The sequence below is a fragment of the Bifidobacterium sp. LH_730 genome, assembly GCF_056355835.1.
The window spans coordinates 1-12,498 of the sequence record NZ_JBKETB010000018.1 but is presented as its reverse complement, the minus strand read 5'-3'; the positions used below and the strand labels follow the sequence as shown (position 1 = coordinate 12,498).

Here is a 12,498-nt window from a genome sequence, read left to right as displayed (position 1 = left end):
ATCCGTCATCAAGGCCCACCGGCGAATTATTGCAAGTGAGGCCCCTATGACGGACCACAGATGTGGTCCGAGAAGGAGGAAGGAGGATGAGGAAGGAGGATGAGGAAGGAGAGGATGAGCGGCGGATCGGTCCGCTCGGTCCGGCGGGTCACTGGGAATGGTCCGGACCCGCCGGAACTGCGATCATCTGATCAAACCCGCTACTGGGCGAGCACGTCGGTGATGGCTTGGTTGTCGGCCTTGAGGTCGCCGTCGCCCCACACGCCGTTCTGGATGAGCAGCTGCCACGGGGAGCCGGCGGCGTTGAAGGCCTCGTTGAAGGCCGCGGACTTCGGGGTCTGCCCGTTGCCGTCGATGATCGTGGAGTTGATCGTCTGGATGCGCGGATCGGCGTCGTCGTAGGCGGTCTTCAGGGTCTCGATGTTGGAGGCGGTGTAGCCGTTGTCGGCGAAGACTTCCTTCTGGGTGTCGGACTGCATCAGCCAGTGCAGGAAGTTCCAAGCCTGGGCCACGTTCTTGGAGTCCTTGGAGATACCCATGGCGTCGCCGCCGAGGAACGTGGAGGTCTTGCCTTCCTTGGTGCCCGGGATCGGGGTCACGCCGACCTCGAAGCCGCCGGACTTCTCAGCATCGAAGATGTCGTTGAGGGAGGTGTTCGGATAGGGCATGACGCCGATCTTGCCGTTGGCGAACGGCGCGGTCCAGGTCGCACCGGTCTCTTCCTTGGAGCCCGCGCCAAGACCGTTCTTCGTGTTGGCCAGCTCATGATAGGAATCGATGATGGCCTTCATGGAATCGTTGTCAAGCGTGGCTTCGGTGCCATCCTCGTTCATGACGGACTCACCATCGGCCCACACGGACGGGAAGAGGTCGAACACCAGCGCGCCGCCGGACTGGCCGGCGAGGTAGGAGCCTGCGACACCATCCTTGTTGAGACCGGCGACGGCCTTGGCCTGCTCGGTGAATTCATCGATGGTCTTCGGGCCCTGCTCCGGATCGAGCCCGGCTTCCTTGTAGAGGTTCTTGTTCCACACCATCACGGAGACATCGGTGATGAACGGCAACGTGTACTTCGCACCGTCCACGGTGCCGGCCTCGATGTGGCCCTGCTGCAGCTCGTCCTTGTTCTGCAGACCGTCGATCTGTTCGGTGATGTCAGCAAAGATACCCTCGGAAGCCCAGTAGGGAATACGCACCACGTCGCCGGCAAGGATGTCGGGCAGGGAATCGGTCTGCGAGGCGCCGCCGACCTTGCCCTCCATATCGTCGTTCGGGATGATCTCCAGCTTGACCTGGTTCTTATGGCTCTTGTTGTAGGCCTCGACGACGCCCTTGGCCTGGCGCTCCAGCGGGGAGCGGGTCCACAGGGTGATCTCGGTGCCGTCGTCCGTGCCCTCGGCCGGGATATTCGACGTGTCTGCGGCACCGTTGCCGCCGCCACCGCATGCGGCCAGCGGGACGAGGAGCGCCGCTGCGGCGATGCCGGCGAATGCACGGGTGAACTTGCGGAATGACACCATTGTTCGCTTCTTTCTCTTGGTTGTCCGCTCATCTGTGAGAGGCGGAGGCGGACCATCCGCCCCTTCACTTCCGTTGGTTGCGCATCTTCCACTGCGATAGCTGCGGCACCTTTACGAAAGCTGGTAATTATTACGATAGGTATTTCGCGCACGCCTCGTTGGCGAGGGCCGTGGTTGCGAAAAATTTCGCATTCCATGTCGGCCGCTCTGGCGATGCCATGCCAACGACAACGCGCCCCCAGTGCCGAAACACTGGGGGCGCGACAATGCCAACCCTGCTATCGCAGGGCCAACAAATAATCAGAAGTCGGAGTCGAACCAAACCTGCATCTGGCCGATCTCGCGGTTGGCCCACGCGTAATACGGGACCATCTTCATCGTGACGGGCAGGTCGGCCGTCACGTCGGCGGCATCCGCATACAGCGGGGCATCGGCATTGTCCTCGGCGCGCTTGAAGGCGGGGACGGTGACGACCTCGACGCCGTTCAGTTCGTCGGCATGATATTCGGTCGTGACCCGCCCTGCGTCCATATGACGGATCCTGTAATTCCATAGTGGGCGGGGATTGTCGGATTCCTCGGCGCAGTAAACGACCGGACCACGCATGACGGCAATCTTGCCGGCGTCATGGCGCACGGCGGACTTGGCGCGCACGAACTTGACGGACATGTCGAGCGCAAGCTCCACGACGGTCTCGCCCTCGGCCGCTTCGATGGTCACGAAACCATCGCTCATAGCGGCGGAGGAAGTGACATCCACGCCGTTGACCTTGAGCGCGTACCGCTTGGCGGACCAGCCGGGGATGCGCACCATGAACCTCACGGACTCGGCGCCGGCGGGCACCTTCACGATGAACTTCACATCACCGTTCCACGGAAAGTTCGATTCCTGGCTCACGGTCACGCCATCGAAGAACGTCGCATCGTTGGCGATGAACTGGTGGGCGGCGATCACGCGCTCGTCCTCGCGCACCGTGTAGAGGTAACGGTCCACGGAGGCGATGAAGCGGGCGATGTTGGCCGGACAGCAGGCGCAGCCGAACCATTCGGCGCGGTGCATAAGCACATGCGCGCGGTCGGGGTTGTGCTCGGAGGCCTCGGGATCGGCCTCCAGCGCGTTGACATAGTAGAAATGCTTGCCGTCGAGCGCGATGCCGGCGATGTCGCCGTTGAAGATCTCCTTCTCGAGCACGTCGGCGTATTCGCCCTTGATCTCGATCTCGAGCATCTGGCGGGCGAAGAAGCTCATACCCACGGAGGCACAGGATTCGCCGTACATCGTGTCGTTCGGCAGATCGTAGTCATAGGTGAAGGCCTCGCCGACATGGGTGGAGCCAATGCCACCGGTGACGTACATGCGGCGGCGCACGATATCCTTCCACAGGCGCTCGGCGGTGCCGCGCAGTTCCTGGTCACCGGTCAGGCGGGCGGCGTGGGCAACGCCGGTCAACATATAGGCGACGCGCACAGCGTGACCTTCGGCGGTCTGCTGCCTGCGGATCGTGCGGGCGGTCTGCGTGTATTCGTGGCTCCAGGCAAGCATCTGCGGGAAAATCGGCGCGACGCCTGCCTCATGGGCTGCTTTGTTCTGCTTGTCATAAAAATTCGGGTCCTTGCCACGCACGTCGATGAAGAACTTGGCGAGGTTGAGATAACGCTCCTCATGGGTCGCCTCATAGAGGCGGCACAGCGCCAGCTCGATCTCCGGGTGTCCGTCGGCACCGGGAATCTTGCCGTCGGTTTCACCAAAATTGGCGTCAAGACAGTCGGCCATCTTCCTGGCGACTTCGAGGGCACGCTCGCTGCCAGTGACTTCCCAGTAGGCGACGCCAGCCTCAATATAGTGCCCCATCACATACATCTCATGGCTCTGCTGAAGCTGGGAGAAACGCGGACGTTTCGCATAGGAGCCGGACTTGATCTGAAACGGAGTGTCGAGGTATCCATCCTCGTCCTGAGCACGGGCGATGAGGTCCACGACCTTGTCGCACAGGGCCCTGAGCTCGGGATCGTTGTCGTAGGCCAGCGCATAGGCGGCTTCCTCAAGCCATTTGTAGACATCGGAATCCTGGAAAACCATGCCGTTGAAATCGGCCTGCTCGTCTCCGGCGACGACCTTGAGGTTGCGCACGGCATGGCTCCACTCATGGGAAAGCGCCTCGACCTCGACTCCCGAGGGGTCCTCGGGGATATCGATGCGCTGTTCGTCGTTGATGACGGCCCATTGATAGGGGATGACTTCCTTCACGACATTTTCGCGATATTGCCTCCAGAACGGCGAGGTGACCGTGACCTGTGCCATATGCTGCCTTTCGTATTGGTGCTCTGCGATGAGCGCCGGACCGCCTCATCCGGTTGCCGGTCCCGTTCAGCGCCTTCATCAGCATGATACGAAGTCACGCGGCATATCGGAGCACTGTTTTGTTGTTGCGAAAAATTTCGCATACTATGGGACCCATGCCTTCCCATCCCAGACTCACCGACGTCGCCCGCGCAGCCCATGTCTCCATATCAACCGCCTCGAAAGCGCTCAATGACACCGATCGCGTCTCTGCAGAAACGCAGCGTGCAGTGCGGGCCGCAGCTGATCGTCTCGGATACCGCACACCCCGAGAAGGTGCCACACGCCGTTCCCACTCGGGACTCGTCGGACTCATCACCTCGGATTACAACGGACGCTTCGCACTACCACTGCTGATGGGCGCAGAGAAGACGCTCGGCGCCTCACACCATGCGGCGCTGCTTATGAATTCACACGGCAAGCCCACCCTAGAGCGCAGCCACATCGATCAACTCGCCGCGAGAGGTGTCGACGGACTGATCGTCGTGGGCGACATGACGAACCCACGCCCTCCGCTCCCCTCCTCCTCAACCATGGGACTGCCAGTCGTCTATGCCTACGACCCCTCCACCGACCCAGCCGATTGCAATGTGATCTGCGATAATCTCGGCGCCGGCAGACAGGCCATTGAGTATCTGATTGGTATTGGACGCAAGCATATCGCCGTGGTCGGCGGCGCCGACACCTTTCAGGCCTCCCGCGATCGTTCCAGCGGCGCGTTGGAATCCTTTCGGCTGTATGGCCTTGCCCCGGCCGAGCTGTGGTCCGATCGATGGAGCGAGGAATGGGGCGAACAGGCAGCGACATTGCTGGCCAGACGCCACCCGGAGTTGGATGCCGTGTATTGTCTGAGCGATGAAATCGCCCGAGGCATGGCACGCGGGCTGGCTGCGGCGGGACGCAACGTGCCACGGGATGTGGCCGTGGTCGGACACGATAATTGGGACGTGTTCGCCACGAATGTGCACCCTACCCTGACGACTTTTGATAACAACATTCCCCTGCTCGGCAAAACAGCCGCGCAGCTGCTGCTCGACGCCATCCATGGCCGCGAGCATCATGGCACCACCATGATCGAATGCCCGATGGTGATCCGCGAATCCAGCGACCCCACCCGCCGCACCCCGGTCCGCGGCACCGGGTGGCTCACCGGCCTCGAGGACCGCTGAAAGAAGCGCACCCCGTTCTCGATGGCGGCACCAAGTTTCACCCGCGACGAAATATGTCACAAATCTTAGACAAATACAATATGTAATAATATTATTACATCTACTAAAAGTGATGGTTCCATTACTTTCGGGAGGGACACCATGCCGCAGCTCACCTCACGCATATCCAGCATTCCCCAATTAACTGTTGCCGTGCAAGACGCGCGTAACACACGAGGCTGGACGCAAGAGGAACTGGCCCAACTGACCGGCGTCTCCCGCGCGTGGATCAACCGATTCGAACGGGGACGGATCCCCGATCCCGGCTTTGCCAAGCTTCTGACCATCTGCTCCGCGCTCGACATCGAGATAGTGGCAAGCTACCAGCCCGGGACCCGCTCCCTTCCCCATGGCAACAGCCCCAGGCAGGGACGCAAGGGCAACTCCGCGCAGCCCTCGGCGGATAGTTCCGCGCATATCCAACCCCGGACGGTGCTTGACGCCGCCTCGCTGATCGAAGCCATCACCCAGCAAGCCCTAAAAGAAAGACAAAAGCCATGAAACCCAAGGAACTCATCGTATTCCTCGAAGGACAGCGCATCGGCACGCTGACCGAGGACGGCACTGGAAAACATGCCTTCACCTATGACATGGATTCCCCTATCACGACGCCGCTGTCGCTGTCCATGCCGCGCCGAATTGCTCCTTGGACGGGGAAACCTGTCGAATCATTCATCGACGGCGTGCTGCCGGATGATCGAGCCATGCGCCAACGCATCGGGCGTCTGCATGATGTCAACGCCAACAATCCTTTTGCCCTGCTCACGGTCATCGGTCTTGATTGTGCAGGCGGCGCGCAGTTCGTTTTGCCCGAACAAGCACCGATGCTCCAAGAAAGCGCTTCATTGCGCCCTGTCTCGGAGACGGATATCAAAGAACGACTATTGGCCATATCTGATGACCGTCAGACAACTTGGCAGGGAGTCGACGAACACTGGTCCCTCAACGGCGCTCAAGACAAAATCGCTTTGCGATTCCAAAATGGACATTGGTACGAGGCACTGGGATCGGCTGCCACCACGCATATTCTCAAACCTGGCATCCTCAAATTGCGAGAGCAAGCCTTCAACGAATATGTATGTCTGAAGGCCATCGAAACGTTGAACATGCCGGTGTCGACCACTGAATTCCGTCTTTTCGACGACCTACCAGCGATTGTCAGCACACGCTGGGATAGGCAGTGCGTGACCCAGGACGGACACACCTCGGTTATCCGCATCCATCAGGAAGACATGTGCCAGGCAACCGGACATGCCACAGACGAAAAATACCAAAGCTACGGTGGCCCCGGAGCAGTTGAGATCGTCAAATGCTTGCAAACGAACCATCTGGATGCGACCAGCATCGCGCGATTCCATATCGCTTTGATCCTGAACTTCCTCATGGCAGGAACCGATGCGCATGCCAAGAACTATGCGATTCTGGAACCAGCCGGAGGGCAGCCGAAGCTCGCTCCGCTCTATGACATCGCTTCGATGTTCGCCTACGACACATTGTGCAAGCAGCGCAAGCTCGCCATGAGCATCGGCGGAGAATACAACTGGGAGCGCATCGAACTGCGACATTGGCAACGGTTCGCAGCCGCAACGGATCCAGCCTACGCAGAGATTTTGGAGGTGTTCTTAGCACGGTATGCGACGTTGCTGCCGGATGCCTTTGCCTCGGCTTCGGACGACGCGCTGCGTTTGTCTGCCGATATGCTGCACACTGATGAAGAGACACAAGAGAACCGTCAGAAGCTGGTTGCGCGCATTCAGGATGGTGTTGCGTCCCAGTGCGCGCGTGTGTTGAGTTGGTTTGTTTGATACTTGCGCCGATATGCGAAGTCCCCAGCGGACAGTGTCCGTTGGGGACTTTAAAGCTTTGGATATGCGAAAAGCCTCAGAAGGTTGTCCTTCTGAGGCTTTTCTTACGTGTGTAGCGGCGGCGTGCTACTCTCCCACACTCTTCCGGGTGCAGTACCATCGCCGTGCCAGGTCTTAGCTTCCGGGTTCGGAATGGAGCCGGGCGTCTCCCCTGGGCCATGGCCGCCGCAAATCTTCGATTGTTCGGTCGGAAAAGGTCTCCCTTATATCCGCCGGCATTCGTGGCGGTTCGGGGACCGGATGGCGGACGCTTCGCGCATGTTTCTGACGTTTTGTGACCCTTCCCGTGCTCCTTGTCGTCGGGAGCCTTGCCGGTGGGTCCTGTGGTGTCCCAACCAGGATGGGTTGGGATTGTGGTTGCCGTTCCCCCGTTAGTACCGGTCGGCTCCACCCCTCGCGGGGCTTCCACGTCCGGCCTATCGACCACGTGTTCTACATGGGGGGTTCAGCGGCCCGAGGCCGCATGGAATGCTTATCTTGGAGCAGGCTTCCCGCTTAGATGCTTTCAGCGGTTATCCCTTCCGAACGTAGCCAACCGGCCGCGCCACTGGCGTGACGACCGGCATACCAGAGGTTCGTCCACCCAGGTCCTCTCGTACTATGGGCAGGCCTCCTCAACATTCCGACGAGCGCAGAGGATAGAGACCAAACTGTCTCACGACGTTCTGAACCCAGCTCGCGTGCCGCTTTAATCGGCGAACAGCCGAACCCTTGGGACCTGCTCCAGCCCCAGGATGCGACGAGCCGACATCGAGGTGCCAAACCATCCCGTCGATATGGACTCTTGGGAATGATCAGCCTGTTATCCCCGGGGTACCTTTTATCCGTTGAGCGATGCCGCGTCCGTACACCGGCACCGGATCACTAGTCCCGACTTTCGTCCCTGCTCGAGCCGTCGCTCTCGCAGTCAAGCTCCCTTGTGCACTTACACTCGCCACCCGATTGCCAACCGGGCTGAGGGAACCTTTGGGCGCCTCCGTTACTCTTTGGGAGGCAACCGCCCCAGTTAAACTACCCGCCAGGCACTGTCCGTGAGCAGGATGACTGCTCGACGTTAGACAGCCAATGCGAACAGAGCGGTATTTCACCTTTCGGCTCCACACGAACTGGCGTCCGCGCTTCGAAGCCTGCCGCCTATGCTACACAATCCGCACCGGATGCCAATACCAAGGTATAGTAAAGGTCCCGGGGTCTTTTCGTCCTTCTGCGCTTAACGAGCATCTTTACTCGTACTGCAATTTCGCCGAGCTCCTGGTCGAGACAGTGGGGAAGTCGTTACGCCATTCGTGCAGGTCGGAACTTACCCGACAAGGAATTTCGCTACCTTAGGATGGTTATAGTTACCACCGCCGTTTACCGGGGCTTGAATTCACCGCTTCGCCAAAAAGGCTGACGGATCCTCTTAACCTTCCGGCACCGGGCAGGCGTCAGAGCGTATACAGCGGCTTGCGCCTTCGCACGCTCCTGTGTTTTTGGTAAACAGTCGCTACCCCCTGGTCTGTGCCACCCCCACCAGCTCCGGGCGCGAGGCCCTTCACCAGCGGGGGTCACCCTTATGCCGAAGGCACGGGTGCAATTTGCCGAGTTCCTTGACCAGGATTCGCTCGATCGCTTTGGCATTCTCTGCCTGACCACCAGTGTCGGTTTGGGGTACGGGCGGCTTGGCGCCTCACGCCGAAGCTTTTCTCGACGGCCAGGACCACCGGATTCGCGCCCAACGGCGCCCATCATCGCACCTCGCCCTATGTGTCCCCCGGATTTGCCTGGGGGACGGGTTGCGTGCTTGACCACGGAAAACCACCTCCGCGGCCGGCTCCCTGCCCGTGTCACTCCTGCGCTGACCTACTACAAAGGTCGGTCCCAACCCAGGACGGCATCCCCCTCCCGAAGGAGAGGTAAGCCGGCAAGGGGAGGTTAGTACCCTCTGCCTCGGTTTTGTCGGTTCCAAGCCGGTACGGGAATATCGACCCGTTCGTCCATTCGACTACGCCTGTCGGCCTCGCCTTAGGACCCGACTCACCCGGGGACGACGAGCGTGGCCCCGGAACCCTTGGTCATCCAGCGGACGGGATCCTCCCCCGTCTCTCGCTACTCATGTCTGCATTCTCACTCCCACGCAGTCCACGGCCGGTTCACACCGCCGCTTCGCCCCGCGCGGGACGCTCTCCTACCCAGTGACATAAAGTCACTGCCGCGTCTTCGGTGGCGTGCTTGAGCCCCGCTACATTGTCGGCGCGGAACCACTAGACCAGTGAGCTGTTACGCACTCTTTCAAGGATGGCTGCTTCTGAGCCAACCTCCTGGCTGTCTATGCGACTCCACATCCTTTCCCACTTAGCACGCGCTTCGGGACCTTAGACGACGATCTGGGCTGTTTCCCTTTTCACAACGAAGCTTATCCCCCGCTGAGTCACTGCCGCGATACACTTGACAGGTATTCGGAGTTTGGTTGCTATTGGTACCCGATGTGGGCCCGCGAGCATCCAGTAGCTCTACCCCCTGCAAGCAATGACGCGACGCTGCACCTAAATGCATTTCGGAGAGAACCAGCTATCACGGAATTTGATTGGCCTTTCACCCCTAACCCCAAGTCATCCCCTCAGTTTTCAACCTAAGTGGGTTCGGTCCTCCACGCGGTCTTACCCGCGCTTCAACCTGCTCAGGGCTAGATCATCCCGCTTCGGGTCCAGGGCACGCGACTCAAACGCCTTTTGAGACTCGCCTTCGCTACGCATCCGCCACACGGCTTATGCTCGCCACGCACCACTGACTCGCAGACTCATTTTTCGATAGGCACGCCGTCACCCCTAAAGGCTCCGACGGTTCGTAGGCGCACGGTTTCAGGGACTGTTTCACTCCCCTCCCGGGGTGCTTTTCACCTTTCCCTCACGGTACTAGTTCGCTATCGGTCAGACAGATATACTTAGGCTTACCCCACGGTCGGGGCCGATTCGCACGGGGTTCCACGGGACCCGTGCTACTTGGGAGAGACGATCGGCAGACCATGCGCGTCCGGGTACGGGGCCATCACCCTCTGTGGCCCGGCATCCAATCCGGTTCCCCTGGCGCATGGTTTTGTGACTGCCGCACGCCGCGTCGGCGACGTGACACGCCTTCCCGCAACACCGGCCGCGCAACCCCCGACGGGTATCGCGCGCGGCCGGTTTGGCCTGATCCGCTTTCGCTCGCCACTACTCACGGAGTATCCTTTCCTGCAGGTACTGAGATGTTTCACTTCCCTGCGTACCCCCCGCACCAAGGCGGTGCCGGCCCATGACGGCCGGCGGGTTTCCCCATTCGGACATCCACGGATCAAAGCCCTGTTGGCGGCTCCCCGTGGCTTATCGCAGCCTCAAACGTCCTTCATCGGTCCTGTCTGCCAAGGCATCCACCACTGCGCCCTTGCAAGCAACACACACCCACAACAAGGCGTGGCGCCAGCAGGCCCATCCAGCAAATTCCCGGACGACAAATCATCACACTAGAAACGATCACAAAACGATCGAACAACTATAAAAAATAGAGTTCTAACGAAACATGCAAAACAAAACCCACAAACATGTGGGAATTGCTCGCGTCCACTATCCAGTTCTCAAACCACCACGCGCCAACCGCACGGAAACCAACGGGAACAAGACCCGAGGCCCGGCGGAAGGGCAGGACCGCACCACGACAAGCGTGGGGTGGCGGTCCGGGAACCCAAAAGCATGCCCATACCACATCATCAATGGTTGTTTCCACACCAGCATCCCCGACGAACCGGGACCATCCCGGACGCGGGGTTCGCACTGCCCACGACCATGGGCTGTATTCTCCGTAGAAAGGAGGTGATCCAGCCGCACCTTCCGGTACGGCTACCTTGTTACGACTTAGTCCCAATCACGAGCCTCACCTTAGACGGCTCCCTCCCACAAGGGGTTAGGCCACCGGCTTCGGGTGCTGCCCACTTTCATGACTTGACGGGCGGTGTGTACAAGGCCCGGGAACGCATTCACCGCGACGTTGCTGATTCGCGATTACTAGCGACTCCGCCTTCATGGAGTCGGGTTGCAGACTCCAATCCGAACTGAGACCGGTTTTCAGGGATCCGCTCCAAGTCGCCTTGTCGCATCCCGTTGTACCGGCCATTGTAGCATGCGTGAAGCCCTGGACGTAAGGGGCATGATGATCTGACGTCATCCCCACCTTCCTCCGAGTTAACCCCGGCGGTCCCCCGTGAGTTCCCGGCATAATCCGCTGGCAACACGGGGCGAGGGTTGCGCTCGTTGCGGGACTTAACCCAACATCTCACGACACGAGCTGACGACGACCATGCACCACCTGTGAACCCGCCCCGAAGGGAAGCCCCATCTCTGGAGCGGTCGGGAACATGTCAAGCCCAGGTAAGGTTCTTCGCGTTGCATCGAATTAATCCGCATGCTCCGCCGCTTGTGCGGGCCCCCGTCAATTTCTTTGAGTTTTAGCCTTGCGGCCGTACTCCCCAGGCGGGATGCTTAACGCGTTGGCTCCGACACGGAACACGTGGAACGTGCCCCACATCCAGCATCCACCGTTTACGGCGTGGACTACCAGGGTATCTAATCCTGTTCGCTCCCCACGCTTTCGCTCCTCAGCGTCAGTAACGGCCCAGAGACCTGCCTTCGCCATTGGTGTTCCTCCCGATATCTACACATTCCACCGTTACACCGGGAATTCCAGTCTCCCCTACCGCACTCCAGCCCGCCCGTACCCGGCGCAGATCCACCGTTAAGCGATGGACTTTCACACCAGACGCGACGAACCGCCTACGAGCCCTTTACGCCCAATAATTCCGGATAACGCTTGCGCCCTACGTATTACCGCGGCTGCTGGCACGTAGTTAGCCGGCGCTTATTCACCAGGTACACTCACTCACGCTTGCTCCCTGATAAAAGCGGTTTACAACCCGAAGGCCGTCATCCCGCACGCGGCGTCGCTGCGTCAGGCTTTCGCCCATTGCGCAATATTCCCCACTGCTGCCTCCCGTAGGAGTCTGGGCCGTATCTCAGTCCCAATGTGGCCGGTCGCCCTCTCAGGCCGGCTACCCGTCGAAGCCTTGGTGGGCCGTTACCCCGCCAACAAGCTGATAGGACGCGACCCCATCCCACACCGATAAAATCTTTCCCAACATCTCATGCGATCAGTTGGAACATCCGGCATTACCACCCGTTTCCAGGAGCTATTCCGGCGTATGGGGCAGGTTGGTCACGCATTACTCACCCGTTCGCCACTCTCACCAACAGTGCAAGCACCGTTGGATCCCGTTCGACTTGCATGTGTTAAGCACGCCGCCAGCGTTCATCCTGAGCCAGAATCGAACCCTCCACAAAAAAACATTATGAAGAGAACCATTGAATGACTCTCAAAAATCATTTCCAAAAAGAAATATGACGAGCACGTCCTATAAGGAAGGACGCCACTCACAAAAACCCCACCAACCATTAAAACCTCTCGGTTACCCACCCAAAGGCGGGCGGCCAGTGAACTGGCAATCATTGACTATAAAGAAGTAGTACAAACACACTCTTGAGTTCTCAAACCACCACC

General features: G+C 59.7%; 5 protein-coding genes and 3 rRNA genes. 3 read left to right on the top strand and 5 right to left on the bottom strand.

Annotated elements, in window-relative coordinates:
- Positions 1-200: 200 nt before the first annotated feature.
- Together AC1AUD_RS12990 and AC1AUD_RS12985 are read right to left on the bottom strand one after the other, a co-directional pair.
- Complete coding sequence (locus tag AC1AUD_RS12990) at positions 201-1,520, bottom strand: ABC transporter substrate-binding protein (RefSeq protein WP_476574800.1); 1,320 nt, start codon at positions 1,518-1,520, stop codon at positions 201-203.
- A gap of 300 nt (positions 1,521-1,820) precedes the next feature.
- Positions 1,821-3,821 carry a glycoside hydrolase family 127 protein gene (locus AC1AUD_RS12985; RefSeq protein WP_476574799.1) on the bottom strand — a complete coding sequence of 667 codons (2,001 nt, stop codon included), beginning with the start codon at positions 3,819-3,821 and terminating at the stop codon, positions 1,821-1,823.
- Positions 3,822-3,976: 155 nt separating this feature from the next.
- Between AC1AUD_RS12985 and AC1AUD_RS12980 the strand changes: the two genes are divergently transcribed.
- The 3 genes from AC1AUD_RS12980 to AC1AUD_RS12970 all read left to right on the top strand — a co-directional run bounded on the left by AC1AUD_RS12980 (position 3,977) and on the right by AC1AUD_RS12970 (position 6,873).
- On the top strand, positions 3,977-5,029 hold the full coding sequence (locus tag AC1AUD_RS12980) for a LacI family DNA-binding transcriptional regulator (protein ID WP_476574798.1): 1,053 nt from the start codon (positions 3,977-3,979) through the stop codon (positions 5,027-5,029).
- A gap of 141 nt (positions 5,030-5,170) precedes the next feature.
- A complete protein-coding gene (locus AC1AUD_RS12975; protein ID WP_476574797.1) occupies positions 5,171-5,569 on the top strand; it encodes a helix-turn-helix domain-containing protein in 399 nt (132 codons plus the stop codon).
- A complete protein-coding gene (locus tag AC1AUD_RS12970) occupies positions 5,566-6,873 on the top strand; it encodes a type II toxin-antitoxin system HipA family toxin (protein ID WP_476574796.1) in 1,308 nt (435 codons plus the stop codon). The genes AC1AUD_RS12975 and AC1AUD_RS12970 overlap by 4 nt, the downstream gene beginning before the upstream one ends.
- A 113-nt stretch (positions 6,874-6,986) precedes the next feature.
- Here AC1AUD_RS12970 and rrf read toward each other — a convergent pair.
- The 3 genes from rrf to AC1AUD_RS12955 all read right to left on the bottom strand — a co-directional run bounded on the left by rrf (position 6,987) and on the right by AC1AUD_RS12955 (position 12,281).
- Positions 6,987-7,103: ribosomal RNA gene (gene rrf, locus AC1AUD_RS12965) — 5S ribosomal RNA — on the bottom strand.
- Positions 7,104-7,283: 180 nt separating this feature from the next.
- Positions 7,284-10,349: ribosomal RNA gene (locus AC1AUD_RS12960) — 23S ribosomal RNA — on the bottom strand.
- Between the two features lie 404 nt (positions 10,350-10,753).
- Positions 10,754-12,281: ribosomal RNA gene (locus AC1AUD_RS12955) — 16S ribosomal RNA — on the bottom strand.
- The 16S, 23S and 5S rRNA genes sit together here, the layout of an rRNA operon.
- Between the last annotated feature and the right edge of the window lie 217 nt (positions 12,282-12,498).